Raw genomic sequence first — 24778 nt, forward strand, 5'->3', positions numbered from 1 at the left:
CTTTGTTAAGTTTATGAACATGAAAACTAAAGATTACAATACTGTTACCTCGAAGACCTGAATATTAACACTGTGTTTAGTAATTAACATTAATTTAAAACAGAGGACAACGTAAATTTAATACGCAAAACTCGGATGGTAAAAAGTAGGAAAATATCTCATGTTTTAGATTGTAAAACGATATATTTAAAGTTTTAAAATTTATAATATATGGCTACAGGGTATCAATTTGGAGAACGTGATCAATATCAAGAAGGTGTTCAAGAACTTCCAACAAACAGAACATTTTTGATACATCAGTTTACTGAAAAGACGCCTTTGCTTCCTGAAATTATAGAGGATTTAAAAACGCTTCAAGATGTTTTTAGTCATTTTAAACCGCAAATATCTGTGGTTTTAGAGGGGTTATCTGGTGAGCAGGTAAATGAAACCATGGTTTTTAGAAATATATCTGATTTTGATGTATCACGTATGGCCTTTAGAAGTCCTTATCTTAGAGCTATAAGCCATAAAATTAACAGCTATTTTGATGTGCTAAAAACATTACAATCTCAAGAAACTTTTAAGGCAATACCTCATGATGAAGGTGATCAAGACCCCTTTTTTAAAACGGTTGAACTGTGTGAGGATTTAAAGGAAAGGACTAAGGACCTTTCGGAAATGGTTGCTGCTATGACTAGAAAAATGAATAAGGCCCAAAATATATATAAGCGTAGCTTAATGCAATTTGTTAACAAGGCTAAAACTTTAGAGTCTACATACAAAGGGTTGGCTTTGTTTTTTGAAAATGCGCAAAAGCGAAAGATCGGTAAAATGAGTCTTATGAATGCCGATTTAAATCAACTCAAAGATTTAGATAATCCTGAATTTATTGATGCTGTTAGAGATGAAATTAATTCGGCCTTCGATCGCTTGGATTTAAGTTCACACTATTCACTACTTGTGATTCCTGGGTATTTGGGAGGGAATAAGGTTTTGGACCGTTGGGCGAAAATGGCTTTCGATCATAAAGTTTTTATGATAACAGATTACGCACATTTGGATGGCCCTGATGATGTTGTAGCCTATTTTGAAACCACCAATCATGTGCGTAATGAAACCTATTTATCTAATGTGGTTATGACTTGTAATTGGTTGGTAGGACGAGGAAAATATGATTTTATAGCTGAGGAAGACGATTTGTATTTACCACCATCGTTGGCTTTAGCAGGGAAACTTTATAGTAATGGCTTGTCTCAAGCAAGTGCGGGAAGAAAATATGGCGCATTAAATGGGGTAGGAGGTGTTTGTTTTAAGCTTAAAAAGCAGGATTTAGCCATTTTAGAAGGTTTGGGCTTGATTCCCATGTATTTTGAAAATGGTCAAATTATAGCCTACTCGGCAAAAACACTTTTTAACGGTAATAATTTGGGTTTACAAACCTATTCTGTAGTGCGCGTTTTTGACTATGTGAGTAAAGTGCTTATAGATTATTTTAACCGAAAAACCTTCGAGAATTTTAGCGTGCGCACCCGAAGGGAGTTTATGCGAGATATCGTAAGCTTTTTAGATAAAAATACAGGAGCCCAAAAACTTATTGAAAGTTTTAGTATCAAACGATTAGAACAAGATATGGAACATAAAGATCGTGTGCATTTGGAACTTTACATGGAACCGTATTTTCCAGCAATAAACTTTTTAATTCATTTAAATGGTAAAATTGGCGATTCGGGTAAGGCTACTTCATGGGAAGCGAACTACGAACAGAAAGGCTGATTTGATTTAATCTATTATTAACCAAATAGTCCCTACAACTTTGATGAAATAAGCTGTTGAGGTATGTTTTTAATAAGAAAAACCTTTTACTGCTAAGCTATAAGCTCATCAATAAAAGGTTTTAAATGATTCTGTTTTATCCTAGTTATTCTATTCTTCCGTGATTAAAATATTATCTATTTTATATGCTGTAGTTGCAGTCAATGTTGGATAAAGTATTTTTTTATAGCGAAAGCCTATTCTAAAAGTCGTTAGATTTTCTGGGATGTTAATGACAGATTCAATGGTACTGAATTCATGCGCTGCGTTTTCCGTTTGCGGTACCATATTGATGTTGTTTTCAAGACTGTATAAAATTTCAGTATCAGTAACATCATCAACAATAAAGATGTCTAAATTATCACTATTTCTGTTGGTAATATTGATATCTAAAGATAGCTTTAATTGTCTGCTGTTATTAATTTCTATGGGTTTTGTAATTAACCATGATTCATAGGCTTCATTTTCACCACCTTTTCTAATTTCAGCATATACGTTGTCGTTATAGGCGTTTGCTAACCAATAAACAGGAATGTCCTGAGCTGTATTGATGTTTTTCCAGCCTTCTAAAGCTATGAGTTCTTCTTGAGTGCTAATTGATTCAAAATTTTCGGAGAATAGAATGCCTTCTTCTGTACTTTGAGATGCTGTTTGGCAGCGTTCTTGGGTAAAATCGATATCATTGGTATCTCTAATAATTAATCTATTTCCGTAAAGAATACCAGTAATACTACCGTTAAGTTCAGGAAATATGTGGTCGCTAAAGCTTGAACTCCCACTATTTTGTAGGCTTAGTTCCAGATTGTCGTTACAGTCTATTAAGGTTTTTATGGCCTGAAGTTGTGTTTCACTGTTTTGGGCATTTTTACCGTAGGCGCTCCCTAATTCTTCATCAATCAGTTGGACATTTTCAAGGCTTACCAGAATGGCTGGAAACGGTTCGCTAGTGCTTTCAGGATCTAAACTTTGTAAAACTTCGGCTATGGTTACTGGTTTAGGAACGATGGTTTGGGTTTGGATGGTTTTTAAAATGTAGGTTTCAATTTCTTCTTCAGAAATGGCTGAAAGGGCTCCGTTGGTAAATTTTCCTATGTGATAAATGTTGTTGATTTTTTGAAGTCCTAAACCTTGAAGTTTAAGTTGAATTTCATGACCAACACCAATTTGGAATTGGTTGTAAATATGCTCGGAAGCCACATGGATTACAACGCCCATCGTAGGGTTTTCGGCTTGATCTTGAATAAAAATTTGTTGTGTGATGTTTTGACTTGCATCGCTAGAAATCACGTATCCTCTAGTAAGAAGTTCATGAGCTTCTAAAGATGACGTTGAAAATTCTAAAATCTCACCGTCATACAGTTTTTCAATGTCGGAAAGGGAGGTTGTAGTAAAATGTCTGATGTCTATATTTTCATCTACAGTGTTTTCAGTAATCTCTTCATTTTCTTGGTCATCAAGGTTTAATTCAGGTACCATAAGGTCGTCATCGCCGCAAGACACCAGAGCGATTAAAAAACTTAGTACAAAAAGTGGTTTAATTAGGTTGTTTTTCATGTTTATCTGTATTTAAAATCTATAGTAAAGGTTTAGAAAGTAAGTGGCACCGTAGCCTTTCCAGAAACGGTTGCCATATAAAGGTTTTTCGCGCGTAGCATCTTCGAGAAGCGCATCGTATTTTAATTGTCCCGGTGTTTCAAATCCAGCTACATCATAGTTTTGTCCTAAAACATTATTAACACCTGCTTTAAAACCTATGATGTCAGCTTTTATTTTCCAGTATTTACCACCAAATAGATTGATGTTGAGGTAGTTGTTAAGACGGTTTTGCTGCAATAGATAGCTAGCATATTCTGGTTGGTAATTTGGGAAAACGGTACCGTTAGTGTCTCGGAAAAAATCCTCTGTTCTGTAATAGGGATTGATGTCGATATAGTGATTAGCAAAATAATTTCCAGTGACTTCAAACCAATACTGGTGTTTATCTCGATATTCAAACCCGATGGAATACACTTGTGAAGGCGTGTTGGAAAGGTGGTAGTTTTGAAGCGCAACTTCACCCAGATTTATGACCTCGCTTTCTGAAATGACGTAATGTAATTCTGGGTTGTTGGTGTAAACAAAATCACCTAAGGCTACTGCCGTTTTAAGCTTTAAGCCATCAAAAAATTCATAGGAAGCCCCTATTTCGAGTCCCATGTATCTCTTATCGATATCACTCATGACTTCCTGTATGGTTGAGGAAGATTGACCGTCGACGCTGTCACCTACAAATCGTTTATTAGAAATACCCTTCGTTTGTGAAGTGAAATATCCCGTGATGGTCGCTTCAAAAGAAGTGGATTGATAGCTGTAATTTAATTCTGTTGAAAAGTTATGGGCAGCTTCAATGGGGATCAATTCCGGCGCTTGATCCAGTTCGGATGCTGTGGTTACGTTTTGAAAATCTCTTGGGTTATCGCTTTCAAACGGATTTAAAAAGATGTTATTAAGGGTAGGAGCTTGTCTTCCAAACAAAGCGCGTATTCCTAATTGGTGCTTCGGATGTATTTGATAATCAAATCCCCCTTTAAAACTAAAATCTAGAAAGCTATAATGTCGCCCAGCTCCGTAGGATAGATTTGGTGAGCGTCCATTTTGGTATTTTCCAACTCTGTATTGGTTCGAATGATTCAGTTGTATGCCTAAAAACATTTGCAGCGGTTCGTTGGTATAACGCAATTGAACAGATCCGTTTATGGCACTCCGGTTTAGGTCATATTGATACCTGAAAAAGTCATTATTAGAAACCATTCTGTTTGGTGTTATTAAGTTTGACTGCGCGCTATCACCATCACCATCCAGTGTATTCACATCAAGGTAATTTTGGGCACCTAGCAAATCATCCATTTGAGCATAATGACTGGACTCAAAATGCGAATAACCAATAGCTGTATTTAAATCGAATTTGCTATTTAGTTTTATTTCGGCAATGTTATTGATGTCCAATTTGCCATGATCGACAACATGGTTATAAAGCGCATATGCGGCACTGGTTAAACCACTGTTTTTATTGGTGTCAAACAAATTAGTCCAATCAATTTGTCCGTTGTTTTTAAAAGCTTCTTGTGCCAGATAGGCATGCTCATAATCTGGATTTTGGGCGTCTGCCAGGAAATAACTAGGAAGTTTGGTGTAATAGCTGGGGTCTGGATTTTGGCCAATAGGATCGGTCATTTGTCCAGAATTATCTAATTCAACCCCTTGAAAATCTATCATACTTCGGGTGCTAGAACCAAAATTGTAAGCAATATTGGTCTGAATTTTAACATAAGCACCCCAATTCAAATAATAGTTCAACATTAAAAAGGGATTTGAAACCGTTTGCGTTCTAGCATTGACATCGTCTCCATTTAGCGTTCCCCAATAACTATTGTATTTATGGTTTTTTAGATCAAAGACTTCATTAGTGTTTGCTGATCTACCACCGCGCTTCGTACTGTTAAAGAAACCACTAAAATTGATGATGTTATTACTGTTTAAACGCGTTTCAGCACTAATTAAAAAGGCGTTGGAGTCATAATCTGTACCATCGAAATAACCTGAATCAAAGGCCGTTCGTTTGCTTGCAGATATGGCTAAGGAAAACCCTTTTGGTGATATTCCTGTCGCATAAGTGGCTAGGATGCCATGACGATAACGTTGGCTTGAAGATAGGTAAGCTATTTGTCCGCCCTCGCGTTGTGCAGAGGCCCTAGTATTGGTGTTTAAGGTTCCTAAATTACCATTTACCTGGTATTTTGAAAATGATAAACCGTAGTCTAGTTTGTTGTTTTCAAGGGTTTCGCTAATTCCTCCAAAGGCATTCCAATCGGCTGCACCGCTCAACGGCGAATTGTAGGGCACCCCGTTTATCATGACGTTACTTTCTGAGTAGTCTTGAGCACGAGCTTTAAAGAACGCGGATCCAAACTGGTAAGCTGCTGTTCTTAAAAAAGTTGTATTTGATGCTTGATAGAAACTTGAATTATTGGTTAAGGTATTATAGTCCGTGTGTAGTTGGTCTTCTGCAAAGGTGTTTATAATTTGATTTTGAAGCTGGAAAAGCTCACCGCCTAAAGTGATGCCGTCAACATGAGCTATTTTCCCAAGACTCACAAATATAGGATAGGTTTTAGTAGTAAAATCGGCTTTGGTTATTTTGAGCATTACGGGACCCTCTGGGACATGGTGGCTTAAAATAAACCGACCTTCATCATCGGTTGTAGTGGTTACATAAGAATCAACAATACTGACTCTGGCTCCTGGAATAGGGCGTTGGGTTTCTTTATGGGTGACTATACCGGTAATAGCGGTGCCAGTAACAGGCTTTAATTTATCGGCTTTTTGTTTCGTATAAAGATTGATGTTTTCAATATGCGCATGCTGGCCTTCTTTAATTTCTATATCGAATTTTCTGGAGCGATAGCCTGGTTTTTCGATAGATAGTGTGATAGTTCCCTGTGGCATATCACTTTTAAATTCAAATTCACCGAGAGCATTAGTTTTTTGGTTTACCTTGGCGTTTACTATGATGACTAAGGCTTCGCTGATAGGTTTTTTGGTGTTGTGATCTATAATGTTACCCTTTATTGATGCTTCCTGAGACCAGCCAAAATAGCTTAGCAACAGGGATAAAAGGGCCATATTAATTCTTCTCATAAATAGGTTTGTCACGCTGCTTTGTGTAAGCAGCGTCAGTTTTTTATTAATTAAAGGCTTGTATTAAAGGGTTGGTTCAGTTAATATTTCGCTAGGCACTTTAGGGTTGAATTCAATGTTGCCTTGGTTTAAAACGACATCAATTTCTTGTGGGGCTTTAAAAGTTTCCGAAATAATGAGCCTAGATAAGGGACGTTTTAACCGATTTCTTATCACTGCTTTTAGTTGTCGCACGCCATAAACAGAAGAAAAGCCATTTAGAGCTAAGTATTTGCAAGTGTCATCGGAAATATGTAGTGAAAAACCTTGGTCCTCAGCCAAATTGAGCAGTTCCTTTTTTAAGTGTAATTTGAATATGGAAACAGCAATTTCCTCAGAAATGGGAGCAAAGGGAACTATTTCGGTAATACGCCCTAGAAATTCAGGTCGGAAATATGGACTCATGATTTCAGTGAGTTGCGTAGGGCTTGGTAGTTGTCCTTTTTCCATGGATTTAACAATATAATCAGATCCTATATTCGAGGTGAATAAAATCACGGCATTTGAAAAATCTCCTGTTTTGCCTAAGCGATCATGAAGTTTACCTTCGTCTAGAATCTGTAAAAAAACATCAAATACCGATGGGTGTGCTTTTTCAATTTCATCAAACAGCACTATAGCATAGGGCTTTACTCTAATTTTATTGACTAACACGCCGCCTTCTTCATAACCTACATAACCAGGAGGTGCTCCGTAGAGTAAAGCTGCCGCGTGTTCTTCTTTAAATTCCGACATATCAAAACGAATGATGGCGTTTTCATCTTGAAATAAAAATTCGGCTAATGTTTTAGCGAGCTCGGTTTTCCCAGTACCTGTAGGACCTGAAAAGAAAAAGGACCCAATGGGTTGCCCAGGCTTCGATAAGCCAGACCGTGACTCTATAATGGCATCCGATATGGTTTTTATAGCGTTATCCTGCCCAATAACCCGTTGCTTTAAAATAGCCTCCATATTCATAAGTCGTGCTTTTTCTTGCGTTTGCACTTTACCTATAGGAATCCCTGTTAGTATGGAAGTCATGGTGGCTATGTCCTTTTCAGTAATACTTTTTACATCCTTTTGAGTATGTTGCTCTAGCTTTACTAGTAAAGCCTTGATGTACGTTTGCTTGTCTGCGACAGTTTTAGGTTTATTATAATTCTGATCAAGATATGGGGTCAATACCATGTCATGAACTTTATAGCAAATGGTATGATAAAACGCATCCAGTGCTTCTAAAACTTCTCGATTAGATTTGTTTATAGTGTTCTTTTGTAAGCTGATGAAATTTGATTTTAACGCTTCGATATCTTTACCAAGGGATTGGTTGCTCACTTTTACGGCCGACATGGTACGGTCGATTAAATCGATGGCCGTATCCGGAAGACTTTTTTCCTTCAAATACCGTTTTGCTAACTGAATGACTGTCTTTATACCATTCTCAGAAATAGTGAGTTCATGATGCTTACCATAAGTTTCAGCATGTTTTTTTAGCATATCAAATGCTGAAGCATCGTCTGGAGCTTCAATATTAAGTGTGACCATTCGGCGTTCTAGAGCTTCATCAGTAGCAATTAATTTTCGATAGTTTTCTGGAGTTGTGGAAGTGATCAGTGTCATTGCTCCAGAATTTAATTCCGATTTAATAACATGTCCAAGGCTTTTTCCCGTGGTTTTATCCTCCAAAAGCATATGAAAATCATCAATAAAAATGATAGGCTTCTCATAACTTTTTGCTGCCTTAAATACATCAAATAAGCGATCTTCAACCTCTCCCTTGTATGAGGACGTGGTTAATAATTTAGCCGTGTTAATTTCTAAAACGGTAGCGTTTTGTAGGCTAGTTATTGTAGATTTATCACTTATGGAAGCCGCAAAACCTTGTATTAATGTGGTTTTCCCAACACCAGACTCGCCTATAATGGTGACGTGTGGCTTTGATTTTCTATTTAAAATTTCAGCAATCTGTTTTATTTCACGATCACGACCAGTAAAATCATCAAAGGTCCCTTTGGAAGCCTCTAAAACTAGGTCGGTGGTATACTTTTTAATGGTGGGATTCGAAAGTACTGTCTCTAAATTAGTATGTTTTTGATGAGGTAGAGAAGAGGTCTGCTCGAATAAACTTATAAGTTGTAAATGTGTAACTGGTAAGGCTTTAAGTTGGTCGTAACTAAATCCGATATCTGGTGTAAGACATGCGATAAAAATGGAAAGTAATTCCGAAATCTTGTTATCGTCAATAGACTTTAAGCGTTCGGCTTCTTCTAAAACTTTTGAAACCTGTTCATTTCCAGAAGGAAGCCAGTTGCTTCGATTTCTTTTTGGAAAATTTTCTAAATGCACCGTAGCCCATTCATCAATAAAATAGACATCAACATCCTTATTAAAAAGGGTTCTAAGCAGACCAAATTCTTTAGTTAAAACAGCTTTGATAAGATGTGCTGGACCATAGCTTTCATGCTGATGGTCTTTCGCAATTTGTATGGCGATATGGGTTATTTTATTTAAATCTGACATATAAAATGTTGTGATTAGAAAATGAAATATGCGGATTGATGGTAAAATCTAAGCCTAAAATGCGCCAAATGTAATATAATTTTGTAGGAATTATCATAATTTCATCTGTAAATTTGTAGATTTTTTCTTTCATTCTGAAAACGTGATAGTTAGGAAAATATTTACAAATTTTGAAATAAAATTCTTGCAAATGTAATGTGATTTTATAGCTTTGTCGTTGGCTTTTATGCCGTTACATATATTTAATCAGGTAGTATTTACCAAAAAAACCAAGTTATTATGGCTTTTAAAACAAAGTTGAAAGTAGGTGGAAACGAGTACAACGTATTAAGTTGTAGCTACGCTCTTAAGCAAGAAACAGATGCAACTGGAAGACCTTCTTCTGTAACAAGAGGAGGTGAAGTAAAAGTTGTTATCGAATCTACTGGAGGAACCGAGTTATTCGAATGGCAATGTAGCAGTTTTGAACGCAAAGACGGCTCTATTGAATTTACCAAAAGAGACACTGATGCGAAACTTAAAGAAATTAAATTCGAAGAAGGTTATTTAACCTATTACCGAGAAGATTTCGATGCTACGGGAACAAACCCGTTAACTCAAACCTTTACAATTTCTGCCAAAGTACTTTCTAGCGGAGGTGGCATTCATGAAAATGAATGGCCAGTGTAATTGTTCTAAATAGATGTTTTAAACACTCTGATGAAGGACAAAACAAAAAGGGGTGCTTATAATTTTTAAGCATGCTCTTTTTGTTCTTTTAATTAAAAATAAGCATGTAATCAAGTTGAAAATCAAATTTTTAAATATATAAGTTATGGCATCAAATAGCGTAGGATTAGGAGGGCAGGTGGTTCAAACCGATGCAGGAGAAGCATTAAATGAAATTCCTCAAAATCGAACCCTTATTGCAGGGAAATTGAGTCCGAATACACCCATAAAACCAGAAGTCGTTGAAGGGCTAAAAACTGTAGAGGCTGTCTTCCAACATTTTTCTCCAGAGTTAAATTTGGCTTACGAAGATAAAGATGGTGGTACTGTAAATGAAACCGTTCAGTTCAATAATTTGGGTGACTTTGGAGCTCAAGGATTAACGAAAAACAGCCATTTTTTGAAAGGTTTGGAGGTTGAAAGTGAGCAATACAATAAAATAATAAAACAGCTAAAAACCAATAAAGTTCTGAAACAGGCTTTGCAAAATGAATCCTCTAAAAAAGGACTGATTGCGACTTTAGAACTGCTTATTGAAGAGTTAAATGCTGCTAAATAAATAGATAATTATGGCGCAAATAGAAAATAGTGCAGATCAGGTATTAGAAAAATCTTGTGCAGAACAAGTATTAGAAAATTCGAATGCCTTGGCACAGTTTGGCGGATTTGATTTAATTGAGTCGGCTATCGATAATGTTCAAAACTTGAATCCAGAACGTAAGGCTAGAAAGAAAATTTTTCTATCTGAGAACAGTAAAAAACAAGAGCGAGAGGATCTGCTTAAAGTGTTGAATATATGGGTGGAAACTTTAAATTCTGAAGGTGATATTATTGATATCATTGAAAAAACTACCGAAAATGCAGCACGTACCAAAAATGTGTTGCAAAGAAATTTAAAGTTGGCCCTTGATGAAACCCGTGTATTGGAATCGTCATACCGTTCGGTGGCATTGTTCTATAAAAACACCGATGAAGCGGCTATAAAAAACTTAAGTATTGTAAACGCCGAATTAGAGCAACTAGCGGATCTTGATAACCCAAGATTTTTTGATTATATCCGAGAGGAAATCGTATCTAACTTCGACCGTTTAGATTTAAGGGATAATTATGCGTTATTAGTGCTTCCAGGGTATTTGGGAAGTAAGTCTGTCGTAGACAAATGGGCTAAAATGGCCCATGAAAATAAAGTCACTTTAATAACTGATTTTGTGCATCTGGATGAGCCTGATGATGTTATTGAGCTTTTTGAAAGCGCAAATTTAGCTAGTGGCGATGCTTATTTGTCAAATGTGATTATGACTTGCAATTGGCTTGTGGGACGTAACAAGGTAGCTGAATTGGGTGAGGAAGACCATCTGTTCATTCCGCCGTCTACAGCATTAGCAGGAACCATCTATAAAACCTTAATGTCGCAAGTTACAGCGGGTAAAAAACACGGTGGTTTAAGTGAAGTTGAAGCAGTTAGTTTCGATTTAAAAAAGAGTGAAATCGCTGTTTTAGAAAACCTAGGCTTGGTTCCTATGGTGAACGAATACGGTAAAGTCATGGCTTTTTCAGCCAAAACCTTGTTTAATGGTGATAATATAGGACTGCAAACCTACTCTGTGGTACGTGTTTTTGATTATATCTCGAAAGTTTTAATGGATTTTTTAAACCGTCGGGCATTTGAAAATTTCAATACCAAAACGAGAAACGAGATTTTAAAACAAATCGTTAAGTTTTTAGATAGCGTGACCGGACCAGATAAATTGATAGAGAATTTTGATATCAAACGTTTCGAGCAAGATCAAAATCAGAAGGATAAAATTCATGTCGATATTCGTTTAAAACCTTATTTCCCAGCCAAGAACTTCTTGATTTCTATGGACGGACAAAAAGGTGATGAAGGCACAGAATGGGACACCGATTACGCCGAGCAATAAACAACGACCTCATATCTTTTAAATGATGCTTAACCTACGTCCTTTTTTTAATGGCTGTTACATATTATAAACTTCCTATACAGGCAAAGGATTTAATGACCAATACGAACTCCAAAATGGTGAGTTTAGAGGAATCTATTGTAAATTATTTGCATTTGATTATGACAACCCGTTTTGGCGAATGTCAGTCAGATGCATCTTTTGGATGTGCGTTATGGGACGTTGATTTTAACAACATGGGGTCTAATAATAAACTCCGTGCTGTGATCGCAGATTCTTTAACTAAATCATTAAAACACTACGAAAAAAGGCTATCTCAAATCGAAATAAATGTTAATATCGAACAAGATGAAATGGATGGCAGAGCTACAGTGAGCCGCGTGAAAAAAATGGTGCTAGTGCATGTGATAGGCGTCATCAATAAAACCAATGAAAATTTTACTTACAAGGCTCATTTTTATATCGCGCCCTTATCGTATTAAGTTATGAGAATGAATGCTAAAGAAGCGATTACAAATCGCATGATGAAAAAAGCGGCCCGTTTATGGAATATTCCTGTAAACGAAATCAATGAAACCATAGATCCTTTGGTCTCTTTATTGTTTTCGGCGTGTGCATCCGAGTTGGAAAAGATTTCTGTAGCTATTAATGACACACAAATAAACACGACAGAACGACTTATTCAGCTTATGGCACCTTTGTCTTCTTGTGAGGTAAAGCCAGCACATGCGATTGCTTATTGCGAATCGACGCTTCCAAAGACCATTATAACGCCAAACGATCAGTTTTTTTATAAGGATAAGCAGGCAGATTCTAATTCTAATCATCATCAAAATGATGTGTTTTTTACGCCAACACAAGAGACGACGTTATTGGATGCTTGCGTGAAATATATGTTTACGGGCAATAAATTGTTTACGATTTCAGGACATAAATCAAAAGAACTCACGCACATCATAGACCACCGAAGTGATACAGATCGAACAACCCTGTACTTGGGTATAGAAAGTAGTAATGCTGCCTTGGATTTAGAAAATGTATCTTTTTATTTCGAATATTTAGGTGTAGATGAATCCGATCAGTTTTATCATCATTTGAAACATGCCACTTGGAGAATAGGTAAGCAAAAAATCAATGCAGTATCAGGTTATGTTAACTCTGAAGGTTTAGATGCTATGGATTTGGACGCTATCATTAACGGACAAGCCAATAGAGCTACAGCAGTTTGTGAAGAGATTAATCAGTATTATAAAAAGCACTTTGTTACCCTAAAAGGAGCAAATAGAATAGAAGAAAATCCAAGTTATGAAGCGTTTAAAAGTTTAAACAGCCATGATGCTGAATACTTTGATTTCCCTAATACTTTGTGGATTGAGGTTGAATTTTCAAGCATTGTGAATTCAAAAACATTAGAGCAATTGTTTTGTGGGATTAATGCATTTCCTGTAGTGAATAGAAAAATGCATCAGTTTAGTTATCAAATGAAAAACATCATTGATATCATCCCTGTTATTTCTGAATCGCCTTTTTTTGATATTAAATCCATTGAAAATACCTCAGGTCAAACATATAAAAATCAAGGAACTCAGGTTTCGGAAGCCGATAAAGGAGGTTATATTTTAAAAAATGCCCATGTTGGTAAACTCGACTCTCGCAATGCTAAGGAATATCTAAGTCATTTAATAGGGCTTATTAAAGATGAAAGCGCTGCTTTTCAGTTTTATAATCATGAGTTCTTACAGAACGATTTAAATGTTTTAAACCAAACGGTTGCTGTCATTGAAAAAAAATTAGAGGAGGTTATAAAAGAAGGTACTCATGCCCATTATATTTATTTAAATCCGTATGAAAGCAATGAAACTATTCAGGTTACTTACTGGACTACAAATGGGGCAGAAGCGAATCATATCAAGGCTAGAAAGGCCTTAGAGGTTTATAAAGGCAAACATTTAAATACGAAAAGCAGTTATTTGATAACTCCTGTTTTTGGCGGTCGACACCAATTGAATTCAGAACAACGCTTGCAGGCCTACAGACGAGCAGCTTTAACTCAAAATAAAATTGTTACCGAAGAAGATATCAAGGCGGTTTGCTATGAATTATATACAAATCATATTGCATCGGTTGAAATAGAAAAAGGAATAAGTACCGATTTGTCTGTAAATAAAGGTATGACGCCGTGTATTGAAATTACCTTATCAGCAAGTGAAAATTCGAATCTGAAACCCTACGAATGGGATTATCTAAATCATCGTTTAAAAACCATTTTAGAAAAACAGTCAACTAATGTTTTTCCCTTCCAAATAATTAATAAATCCTAAATAAAAGTATGATGCGTACAAATGGTCACGAAACGGCAGCAAAGTACCTAGATAAGTCTGTTGTTTATTTTTTTATAGGTGTTTTCTTGATATCAGGATCAGCTTTGGGTTACCGGTTTTATAACAGTTTTCCATGTGAACAGTTGGTTATGGATATCAATGCCAGAAGCTATCGTATTGGTGAGCTAATCAAATTTACAGACCTCACAGAACACAGTAAAAACAGGCAATGGTATTTTGGAGATAGTACAGCGGTTAGCGATAAAAGAGAAGTACTGCATGTATATACCAAGCCTGGTAAATACCTCGTGCGATTGCGAGTTAATGGTAGTTGCATAAAGGAGACTACCCTTGTTATTAAAGATAAAAAAGTATTGATTGATCCGAATAAAATACCCAATCTGAAGGTTCCAGACAGTATCACGGTTGGTCAAACGTTGGTTTTAACTGATAGCACCCCAGAAGCACATAGCTGGGAATGGCGGTTTGGAGAAACGGCTCACGCCAATGCCACCACACAAACAGCATCCTATAGCTACGAAAGTTTTGGTTTAAAAACCATTACCCTTATTGTTAATGGAGACATTAAACATATGGCTAAAAAGCGTATTCAAGTGTATGAAAACACAGTGCTTGACGAAGCTCCAATAAAAACTATTAAACCTAAGAAACGAGAAATTGGATGGGACATACCTTATGAACCTGTGGTTAAAGAGGTTGAAAAAAAGGATGAAAAAGTGCCTTTTATAAGTGAAGAAGATTTTGCAAAAGCGTTGATTAAAGTGTCTCAAGAAGAGATTACAGAGAAAGAATTTGAACCGTATTTCTGCGGAAATATTAATAAAAACATTGTGGTAGATGGTAAAAACATGACGTTTTTAGTCTTCTGCCAAAAGATAAGAGGTAAGAAGATAAAAATTAAGAGGTTAACGCTTTTTAGAAATGAATCAACCAACTGTATTGAAAATATTAACCTAGAATACAATAGAAAAATCCTTTAGATGGCCTATAAACATAGAATTAATTGGGTGGATGGCATGAAAATTAATAAAGATCATTTTATTGGTTTTGAAGATGCTATGATGCAGCAAATGATCCAGATGAACCGCCAGTTTGTGCATCAAAATAATTATGGATTGCTACCGCATACGAGAACTAACGAAGATGCTGTAAAACTGTCTCTATCTATTGACGGTATGGATACTTTAAGTGTTCTTATCCATAAGTGCTTTGCAGTGACTTTAGGTGGTTTTCACATTGAAATAGATGATACGATCCAAGATGCTCAGGAAATTTCAGAACGTATCAATATACGTGAATTTATTAAAAATGACACAAGCCAAATAGGATATATCCTGTTAGCGGCTAAACCTTTTCAAAGAGTAGCTATCGGGGATGTTAATCCAAGCGAAGAACCATATCGAAGACCATATGTGTCACAAGGATATGAGTTGTCATTGGTTTCAGAAAAGGATTTGAATACTAACGACACAGGACTAAATAATATCGTAGTGGCTAAAGTTTTAAAAGACGGCGATTCCGTAACCTTGGTCGATGATTATATCCCGCCATGCACATCCATACAAAGTCATTCCGAGTTAAGGCAAACGTATATAGATGTTGATGTGTATCTGAATAAAATGGAATTGTATGGTCTTCAAATCATATTGAAAATTCAGCAAAAAAATCAAACTAACGAGTTATCCAAAATCGTCCTTAGTATAGCCAAGGAGGTACTATATTATTTAAGAAACACGATGTCTAGTTTTAGAAATATGGATAAAAACGCTCCCCCGATTGACATGATTACTAAGGTAATGAGTTTGGCAAGAATCATTAAAGGCGGTATAGATTTGAGTATTGGGTCTGGAAAGGAAAACTTACTAAATTATATTTCAGATTGGTGTGATGTGAGCCAGGTGACTTTCGAAAATGTGATTGATAATATGGTGAATTTGGAGTATTGTCATCACGATAGTGCTCAGGCTATCGATAAGCTATCTGAATTCACTTTACTTACCCATAGTTTATTTAAAAAATTAAATGAATTAGAATATATCGGAAAGAAATCAGACTCCAGCATTTTCGTAAAAGAAGATGTTGTTATAAAGGAACCAGAGAAAAAACGACGTCGTTTTTTTATGGAGTAATTAACGTCATTCAATAATTAAAATCAAAAGAGATATGAAACCAAAGAATATTAAAGCACGAAGGTCCAGTTTTATTAAATTTTTATTACTGTTTATGCTAACGGTAACAACCATTGTAGGGGCTGTGTTTTTTAATTATAGTGTGCCCTTAAAGGAAAATACGCTACTAAAGGAACGAACAAGAAATATACAGCAAGAAATCGATTTTCAAAAAAGTTTTGCTTTAAGAGTGCATAATGTTCAAGCTATGATTGATTCGTTAGGTGCTCCTGGACAAAACATAGCGTTTACAAACACTTTAATTCATGGTAAGCTAGCTGATTTACAAAGTTCTATTCCGCAAAAAGACTCAACCTATCTTTATAATATGTATACTGATATTGTTGAAGCGCTAGTAGGTTTACAAAGCACTAAAAATGATCTCCTTAGTTTAGAAAATGCCAGGAAACGTATTGATGAGTATAAAGAGGTTTTAGATGAGACTAGAACTGAATTAGAGCAAACAAAAAGAGACCTTGATATTTTAAGAATTTCTAGAAACTAATTGAGGTTCAGTTCAATTAAATGATTTAAAATAATATGGCATTACAGTCTGCAACAACGATTTATATTGGTAGCAACCCAATAAACGCTTTTAAAACGTTTACTTTAAATCAAAATATTAGCGCACACCACGTTTTAAACTTGGAGTGCCGAATTGATGTTTTAGAAGATCAAAATGAAGATTTCTTAAACACCGCCAAAAAGTATTTGGGCGAGATTTTAACGCTTCAAGTAACTTCGCTAGCTCAATTCGAAAATTATAAACGTCTTGACTTTAAAGGTGTGGTAACGGCTGTCTCGAATAAAAGAGGGAAAAATGGCGAGCACATCATGTTGATAAAGGCAGAGAGCCCAACAGTGATTTGTGATGCTGGATGGCATTTTAATTCTTTTCAAGATAAAAGTTTGAATACTATTTTATCGGACGTGTTTCAAAATGTTGATACATCTAAATTAAGCACAAGTTTTAATCCTGATTTTACCGATGTAATAACGTATTCTGTTCAGCAAAAGGAAAGTTCTTGGAGCTATGCGAAACGCTTGGCCATGCAATACGGGGAATGGCTATTTTACGATGGTAAAAAACTAATTTTCGGATCCCCAGAATCGGGGGACGACGTGGTCTTAAAATATGGATTTGATTTACAGGGGTATTCTATTGATTTAATGCCATTACCTAATAGTTTTCATTATGCAAGTAAAGACTATTTAAATAATGAAGTTTATGCCTCTCAAAGTTCTGAAAATACTACAGAAGCTTCCGGCTATCATGGTTTTGTAAATGATTGTAGTCGAAATTTATATACTGAAGAAGCTGAGGTTTGGGTAAATGGTTTTTCTGGAGATGAGCACCAACAGCGTTTAAATGACCAAGAGGAACAGCAAAAACGAGTTGTTGAAGCTAGGCAAGTTTTTTTGAAGGGAAACAGCGATAATCCCGGAGTGTCTCTTGGGAAAATTATTGAAATTACCGATAATGCAGGAAGTCGAGGACGTTACCGCATCATTAAAGTATCGCATAGTAATTTTGAAAATGGACAATACAACAATATTTTTGAAGGCATAAGTGCCGATATTGATAAGTGTCCACTTAATAATCCTGAAGCTACACCTAAAAGTCATTCACAAACCGCTGTGGTAGTCGAAAATGCCGATCCAGAAGGTTTGTCACGAGTCAAAGTGCAATTTCCATGGCAAATTAGGAATAATGAAAGTACGCCATGGATACGCGTGTTAACTCCGCATGCTGGGAATGAAAAAGGATTTCATTTTATTCCAGAAATTGATGAAGAAGTTTTGGTTGGTTTTGAAAATTCGAATGCAGAACATCCTTATGTATTGGGAAACTTGTATAACGGTAAGCAGAAAGTTGAAGATTGGCAATCAGATACGAATGCGATTAAAGCCATACGAACCCGTAGCGGGCATACCATAGAGCTTAACGATGAAGATGGAGAAGAAAAGATTAATATTTATGATAACGCAGGGAGTATTATCACCTTCGATACGCAGGCAAAATCCTTATACATCACTACGGCAGAAAATTTAGAATTTCAGGCGAAAAATATTAAAATGACCGCCGAAGAAAATATACAATTGGAAGCTAAAAATAATTTGTCACTGGTTTCTGAAGGCGATACCCAAATCGCGAGTCAGGGTCTATTAAATTTTCAATCTGACAATGATTTAACCTTGAAAAGTACTGCGAATATTAAGGTTGAGTCTGAAGCTAATATGGAAGTTCAAGCGCAAAGTATTCGTGCTGAAGGGCAAGTTTCAACAGAAATAAAAGGTCAGCAAACTAAAATCCAAGGTCAAATTACGGCTCTAGAAGGCGCTAGCGGCAAAATTGAAATTATATAGCGTTTTGTACTACATACTTTTTGATATGAAATCCTCTATCAATATTTTTAATATTATAATGCCTTATCTGTTAGTTATTTATATTCATTCTTGATAATATTGAAAAGTGTATGTTTTTGTTTAGAATTGTTTGAGTGGAATTAGAAATTAACTAAATTTAACATATCAAAACGGACTGGTTTGTCAAGATGATCCATTCTTTAAAGGAATGTTGGTAGGATTGGACAGAGCGATGTGTTATTAATTATTTCTAAGATCAAATCAATTTGATGCGAAACAAGAAAATATTACCACCAAAGGATTCCAAATGGCGCACAACAGCAGTATTCTTTATTGCTGTGATTATTGGTCTAGCCTTGTTTATGGCAAGAGAGTCTAAGATTATTTCTTATATGTCTGACGATCCCCAAGCTTGTGTGAATTGCCATGTAATGACTCCTGTTTATAACAGTTGGATGCACAGTTCCCATCGCGAATGGGCCAAATGTAATGACTGTCATGTACCCCATGATAACGTTTTCAATAAATATTATTTTAAAGCTAAAGACGGTCTTTACCATGCTTCTGTTTTTACCATGCGTGCCGAACCAGATGTTATTGAAATGAAGGAAGCTTCGCAAGAAGTGGTTCAAAGCAATTGTATTCGTTGCCATGTTCAGCAAGTCACTCAGGTGAAATATAATGGCTGGATTGAAGGGCATAAAGAGAATAGGTTAGGGCGTCAATGTTGGAGTTGTCACAAACAAGTGCCTCATGGAAATGTACACGGATTATCAACCATAAAATTTAATATAGCACCTATACCTACAGATCGCGAGGATGAACTTGTTATCCCTGAATGGATGCAAGAGCAGATTAAAGAATAATAAAAGTACAGCAGATGAAAAACAAAGTCTTATTTATCGTAACCATTATTGTCGTATTTCTATTGGGGCTTTTGGCTTCAAGCATCGTCAATAGAAAATCTGAAGCCAAATATAAATATGTTCCTCAGGTTAATATCGCCGAAAATGAACCAAGAAATGAGGTTTGGGGTGAAAACTTCCCTCTTGAATATCAATCATATATGCAAACTTTAGATACGACGTTTGCTTCTATGCAAGGTGGTTCTGCGATGCGCGATGTACTTGAAGAAGATCCGAATTTAGTGGTGTTATTTGCTGGATACGCGTTCTCTAAAGAATATAATCAAGGCCGCGGACATGCCTATGCTGTTGAGGATGTTCGTAATATTTTAAGAACTGGAGCGCCCGAAGGTAAGGGTGATGGACCAATGCCTTCTACTTGCTGGACTTGTAAAAGCCCTGATGTGCCACGTTTAATGAATGAAATCGGTGTTGCCGAATTTTATAGCGGAAAATGGGCCGATAAAGGAGAAGAAATTGTAAATCCTATTGGTTGTGCCGATTGCCATAACCCGAAAACCATGAAGTTGCGTATTACCAGACCTGCTTTGGTTGAAGCATTTGATGCTATGGGGAAAGATATCAATCAAGCAACTCATAATGAAATGCGCTCTTTAGTATGTGCGCAATGTCATGTTGAATATTATTTTAATAAAAACTTACCTGGAAAAGAAGGTGTGCCATATCTCGTATTTCCTTGGAAAGAAGGTATGACCGTGGAAGATATGGAGAAATATTATGATAATTTAGAGTTTTCAGATTGGACGCATCAACTTAGTAAAACACCGATGCTAAAAGCGCAACACCCAGGTTACGAAACGTTTACTACTGGGGTGCATGCCGATCGTGGTGTGTCTTGTGCCGATTGTCATATGCCGTATAAAAGTGAGGGGGGACAAAAATTTACAGATCATCACATTCAATCGCCTTTAAATAACACTTCAAATGCCTGTCAGGTTTGTCATAGAGAAGAATCTAGCAAGTTAATTGCTAATGTTTATGATCGCCAAAGAAAAGCAACCGAAAATCGATTAAAGCTAGAAGAGTTATTAGTGAAAGCCCATGTTGAAGCTAAAAAATGTTGGGACCTTGGTGCTACCGAAGAACAAATGAAGCCTATATTAACCGATATTCGTCACGGACAATGGCGCTGGGATTATTCTGCAGCGGCACACGGCGCTTCTTTCCATTCGCCAGTTGAAACGGCTCGAGTTATTGGAGGAGGTTTAGTGATTGCTCAAGAAGCTCGTGTGAAATTAGCTCGCTTATTAGCTGATTTAGGTCATAATTCACCTGTAGAAATGCCTGATATTTCTACTAAAGAAAAAGCTCAAGAGTATATCGGTTTAGATATGGAAAAATTAAGAGCTGAAAAAGAAGAATTCATCAAAAACGTAGTGCCTAAATGGCTTGAAGCAGCCAAAGAGCGTGAAGATAAAATGCCCATAAATGCGGTTTCTGCAACAAACTAAAAATTAAATTTCTTAATATTATTTATACGAAAGATACCTTGTTTACTTAAATAAGGTATCTTTCAATTTAAAATAAGGCCACATCCTACTTATATGAATAAAATCTACCGCCTATTTGCCTCTCCAATACTTGCTGTCTTCCTTTTATTAATTTTTGCAGTCTCTATGGCAACGGCCACTTTTGTTGAAAACGATTTTGGAACTGCAACAGCATGGAAAATGATTTATGATTCATGGTGGTTTGAACTTGTCATGCTAGGCTTGGGGCTTTGTTTTATGATGAACATATATAAGTACAGATTATGGCGACTCGAAAAATGGTCAATACTCACTTTTCATTTAGCTTTTATTATTATTTTATTAGGAGCAGGCATCACACGATACGTCTCTTATGGAGGCGTAATGCGTATTCGTGAAGGTGCTACTTCAAACATGATTATTTCAACGAATAATTATTTACACGTTCACCTTTCTAATGGAGAAAAAACAAAAACACTTCGTAAAAAGATCAGCTTTTCACCATTAAGCAATAATGATTTTGAGATAAAAACTGATTTTCAAGATCTTCCCATTACCATATCTTATAATGAATTTATCGCAGATGCGGTGCCCGAAATTATAGATGATGCTGAAGATGGCAAACCGCTAATTCAAATGGTAGTGTCTGCTGGAAACGGAAGGGAAACCGTGTATTTGGAAAAAGGAGAGATTGAGAGTATTGGCGAACATCAACACAAAATTGGTTTTGAAGTGGATCAAACCGATGTGATTAACATTTCCGAAAAAGACGGTCTGTTTAAAATTAGGTCGCCTAGGAATTTAAGCACTTTTGTGATGGCCACCGAAACGGCTGGAACCATAGTTAAAGATAGTCTACATACCATATCACTTAGAACCTTATATCGAGATGGTGATGCCTCTTTTGTTCCACTATCTTATCATCCCAAGGCTAAAATTGGATTAATATCAGTTTCTGAAAAACCAAAAGACAATGATGAGCAAAAAGATGATGCCTTACTTGTTGATGTTAAAATAGGGGATAAAACAAAAGTAGGTACCTTATTATATAGAGAAGGTTTTTTACCAACTAAACATGATATAGATTTTGATGACATACAAGTCACCTTGTCTTATGGTGCAGAACCTATTATAACACCATTTTCAATTAAGTTAAACGATTTTCAATTGGAGCGTTATCCCGGTTCTACAAGTCCGTCGGCCTATGCCAGTGAGGTTAGTGTCATTGATGGTGACGAAGTGATGCCGTATCGTATATATATGAATCATGTGCTAGACTATGAAGGGTATCGTTTTTTTCAAGCGAGTTATGATACCGATGAACTCGGAACGGTTCTAGCTGTAAATCATGATGCTCTAGGTACCAATGTGACTTATTTAGGATATTTTTTAATGATGTTGGGGATGTTTTTTACACTGTTTAATAAAAACTCCCGCTTTTGGGTGGTAAATAACAAGTTGAAAAAACTTAAAATGAAAAGTGCTGCCTTACTTTTAATGGGGTTGTGCTTTACACTTGGGAGTTATGCACAAAATAAAGCTCCAGAAATAAATATTCAAAACATAAAACAGCTAGAAGTTGATGAGCAACATGCTGACTTGTTTGGACGATTAATGGTTCAGGATTTAGATGGACGGATTAAGCCAATGAACACCCTAGCCTCCGAGTTCTTAAGAAAGCTAACTAGAAAACCATATTTTAAATTTACTCAAAACGGTCAAAGTATTAGATTAAGTGCGAATCAAGCTTTTCTTGCGATGCAAGCGGCTTCTAATATTTGGCAATATATTCCTTTAATTAAGGTTGATGTTGAAAAAGGAGGTGAGGTCTTTAAAGCATTAGAAGTTAGTGAGGATGACTTAGTGTCTTTTGTTGGACTCTTAGATGATAAAGGAAAATATAGATTGGGTGAAGTTGTGGAGGTTGCAAATAAAAAGAAACCTGCAGAACGAAGTGAGTTTGATAAGGAGATTATAAAAGTTGATGAGCGATTTAATATACTATATAATGTATTTGCTGGAAATTATTTAAAGGTCTTTCCAAATAGTAAGGACGAAAACAACAAATGGCATAGTCAAACTCATGACTTTTTAGATTTCCCAGAAGAAGACGCGCAATTTGCTCAAAAAATTATTCCAAGTTATTTTAATGATGTTAATAAAAAGGATTGGATTGCTGCTAGTGAAAAGTTGGAATACATCAAAACGTTTCAAGATGTTTTAGGTAAAGATATTATTCCTTCACGAAAAAGAATAGAGGCGGAGCTGTGGTATAATGAGCTTAACCTAAATTTTTGGCTGTTTCAAGTTTTCTTTACGTTAGGAGCGCTTCTATTATTTCTAGCTATCCTAAGGGTTTTTACCAAAGGTAAAGTAATTGATTATGCTTGGAATCTAATTATAGTATTAACCCTTGTTAGTTTTATTGCTTTTACAGGAAATATCATATTAAGATGGTATGTAGCACAACATGCACCATGGAGTAATGGCTATGAAATGCTGGTGTTTGTGTCTTGGGTATTGTTATTATGTGGTTTGCTTACGTTTAGAAAGTCCGATTTTGCATTGCCTTTGGCAACACTTTTTTCAGGAGCCTTGTTGTTTGTTAGTTATTTAGATTGGTTAAGTCCTGAGATCACTAATCTAATGCCGGTATTAAAATCGTATTGGTTAAAAATTCATGTAGCAACGATAGTAAGCAGTTATGCACCTCTAGCACTTTCAGCTGTTTTAGGTTTTATGGCCCTTTTATTAATGGTCTTTAAAACAGAAAAAACACAAAAGGAAATTGATATACGAATAAAAGAATTGACCTATATAAATGAAATTTCTATGACCATAGGGTTGTTTGTACTGTCTGTTGGAACTTTTCTCGGTGGTATTTGGGCTAATGAATCTTGGGGACGTTACTGGGCATGGGATCCCAAAGAAACCTGGGCATTAATTAGTATAATTGTATATGCCATAGTGTTGCACTTAAGGTTAATTCCTGGTATAAAAAGCATGTATGTGCTTAATACGGCTAGTGTTTTTGCTTTCGGATCTATTATTATGACATCATTCGGGGTTAATTATTATTTGTCTGGATTACATAGTTATGCAGCAGGTGATCCATTACCTATCCCAAAATTTATTTATGTTTTAATATTCTTAGTTTTACTAGTCGCTTTTGTAGCATTCATAAGGAAACAAAAATTTCAAAAAAACAAATCCAAAGGATTTTAACGCTGTTCAACCCTTATTATTGTGATTTAATCGAATTTTTTGATTTTTTCGGGTATTATACGTGAAAAAATTGAAAAAAAGCCGATAAAACGCTTGGTAATTTCGGTTAATTACATAAATTTGTTCCACTAACCCTAAAATCTTTAACATGAGAATTAAATTAATCTTACTAGGTTTTTGCCTTTTCCTAGTATCGAGCATTTCTTTTGCTCAAAAGTCTGATGGTCCAAAAAGTATCATTAGTGATAAAGTTAAGATAAAAAAATACCATAATATTGAAGAGTTAGAACGAATGGCTAAGGGTGAAGTGTTAGCGCTTTATAGAGAGAGAAATACAGTTCTAACTAGAATATTACCTTATATTGCATTTGCTACAAAACCAGGGGTTACTATGGTTACTTTAGGGATTCCTACAAATAGTGATAATGTAAAGGCTTTAGATAATCAATTAGAAGCGGCAGATGATTACGTTAATAGTACAACGTTTTTCTTGAATGAATATTTACCATATGCAGACACTAGAAATCTAATTTCAGGTATCTTGTTTTATGAGGAAATTATGAAATCATTACATACCTTTAATGAATACCGTTAAATAGAGTTTCGTTAAATTTTATCAACATCATTTTTATAATTATGCTA

Annotated in this window: 17 protein-coding genes; 14 read left to right on the forward strand and 3 right to left on the reverse strand. The window is 35.8% G+C overall.

Features of this window, described 5'->3' with window-relative positions; translation table 11 throughout:
- Nucleotides 1-210: 210 nt before the first annotated feature.
- Nucleotides 211-1755, forward strand: a complete 1545-nt coding sequence (locus A6I66_RS05170) for a DUF5458 family protein (RefSeq protein ID WP_245683426.1) — start codon at nucleotides 211-213, stop codon at nucleotides 1753-1755.
- 150 nt (nucleotides 1756-1905) lie between these two features.
- On the opposite strand, the gene A6I66_RS05175 is transcribed toward A6I66_RS05170, so the two are convergent.
- The 3 genes from A6I66_RS05175 to A6I66_RS05185 form a co-directional block, all read right to left on the reverse strand.
- Nucleotides 1906-3348, reverse strand: a complete 1443-nt coding sequence (locus A6I66_RS05175; RefSeq protein ID WP_067146298.1) for a DUF5689 domain-containing protein — start codon at nucleotides 3346-3348, stop codon at nucleotides 1906-1908.
- Nucleotides 3349-3360: 12 nt separating this feature from the next.
- Nucleotides 3361-6471, reverse strand: a complete 3111-nt coding sequence (locus tag A6I66_RS05180; protein WP_084399467.1) for a carboxypeptidase regulatory-like domain-containing protein — start codon at nucleotides 6469-6471, stop codon at nucleotides 3361-3363.
- 63 nt (nucleotides 6472-6534) lie between these two features.
- The gene (locus A6I66_RS05185; RefSeq protein WP_067146303.1) at nucleotides 6535-9009 is read right to left on the reverse strand and encodes an AAA family ATPase; all 2475 of its coding nucleotides are present in this window, start codon (nucleotides 9007-9009) and stop codon (nucleotides 6535-6537) included.
- Between the two features lie 279 nt (nucleotides 9010-9288).
- Here A6I66_RS05185 and tssD point away from each other — a divergent pair, with 279 nt between their 5' ends.
- The 13 genes from tssD to A6I66_RS05250 all read left to right on the forward strand — a co-directional run bounded on the left by tssD (nucleotide 9289) and on the right by A6I66_RS05250 (nucleotide 24731).
- Nucleotides 9289-9678 carry a type VI secretion system tube protein TssD gene (gene tssD / locus A6I66_RS05190; protein WP_067146305.1) on the forward strand — a complete coding sequence of 130 codons (390 nt, stop codon included), beginning with the start codon at nucleotides 9289-9291 and terminating at the stop codon, nucleotides 9676-9678.
- Between the two features lie 145 nt (nucleotides 9679-9823).
- Entirely contained in the window at nucleotides 9824-10276 is a 453-nt protein-coding gene (locus tag A6I66_RS05195; protein WP_067146307.1) for a hypothetical protein, read from the forward strand.
- Between the two features lie 10 nt (nucleotides 10277-10286).
- The gene (locus tag A6I66_RS05200) at nucleotides 10287-11639 is read left to right on the forward strand and encodes a DUF5458 family protein (protein WP_067146309.1); all 1353 of its coding nucleotides are present in this window, start codon (nucleotides 10287-10289) and stop codon (nucleotides 11637-11639) included.
- 50 nt (nucleotides 11640-11689) lie between these two features.
- A complete protein-coding gene (locus tag A6I66_RS05205) occupies nucleotides 11690-12121 on the forward strand; it encodes a GPW/gp25 family protein (protein ID WP_067146311.1) in 432 nt (143 codons plus the stop codon).
- Nucleotides 12122-12130: 9 nt separating this feature from the next.
- Nucleotides 12131-13960: a type VI secretion system baseplate subunit TssF gene (locus A6I66_RS05210; protein WP_084399469.1), complete on the forward strand. Its 1830-nt coding sequence runs from the start codon at nucleotides 12131-12133 to the stop codon at nucleotides 13958-13960.
- 8 nt (nucleotides 13961-13968) lie between these two features.
- Complete coding sequence (locus A6I66_RS05215; protein WP_067146316.1) at nucleotides 13969-14961, forward strand: PKD domain-containing protein; 993 nt, start codon at nucleotides 13969-13971, stop codon at nucleotides 14959-14961.
- On the forward strand, nucleotides 14962-16110 hold the full coding sequence (locus A6I66_RS05220; protein ID WP_067146318.1) for a hypothetical protein: 1149 nt from the start codon (nucleotides 14962-14964) through the stop codon (nucleotides 16108-16110).
- A gap of 34 nt (nucleotides 16111-16144) precedes the next feature.
- Nucleotides 16145-16654: a type VI secretion system TssO gene (gene tssO, locus A6I66_RS05225; RefSeq protein ID WP_067146320.1), complete on the forward strand. Its 510-nt coding sequence runs from the start codon at nucleotides 16145-16147 to the stop codon at nucleotides 16652-16654.
- Between the two features lie 35 nt (nucleotides 16655-16689).
- Nucleotides 16690-18516, forward strand: a complete 1827-nt coding sequence (locus A6I66_RS05230) for a type VI secretion system Vgr family protein (protein WP_067146322.1) — start codon at nucleotides 16690-16692, stop codon at nucleotides 18514-18516.
- A 269-nt stretch (nucleotides 18517-18785) separates the two neighbouring features.
- Nucleotides 18786-19382 carry a cytochrome c nitrite reductase small subunit gene (nrfH, locus tag A6I66_RS05235; protein WP_067146324.1) on the forward strand — a complete coding sequence of 199 codons (597 nt, stop codon included), beginning with the start codon at nucleotides 18786-18788 and terminating at the stop codon, nucleotides 19380-19382.
- A 14-nt stretch (nucleotides 19383-19396) separates the two neighbouring features.
- On the forward strand, nucleotides 19397-20893 hold the full coding sequence (nrfA, locus tag A6I66_RS05240) for an ammonia-forming cytochrome c nitrite reductase (protein ID WP_067146326.1): 1497 nt from the start codon (nucleotides 19397-19399) through the stop codon (nucleotides 20891-20893).
- A gap of 93 nt (nucleotides 20894-20986) precedes the next feature.
- Nucleotides 20987-24136 (forward strand): cytochrome c biogenesis protein, encoded by a 3150-nt coding sequence (ccsA, locus tag A6I66_RS05245; RefSeq protein ID WP_067146327.1) that lies wholly within the window; start codon nucleotides 20987-20989, stop codon nucleotides 24134-24136.
- Nucleotides 24137-24284: 148 nt separating this feature from the next.
- Nucleotides 24285-24731: a hypothetical protein gene (locus tag A6I66_RS05250; RefSeq protein ID WP_067146329.1), complete on the forward strand. Its 447-nt coding sequence runs from the start codon at nucleotides 24285-24287 to the stop codon at nucleotides 24729-24731.
- The last annotated feature ends 47 nt before the right edge of the window (nucleotides 24732-24778 follow it).

This window comes from Pseudotamlana agarivorans (assembly GCF_001642835.1).
In the GTDB taxonomy this organism is placed as follows: Bacteria; Bacteroidota; Bacteroidia; order Flavobacteriales; family Flavobacteriaceae; genus Pseudotamlana; species Pseudotamlana agarivorans.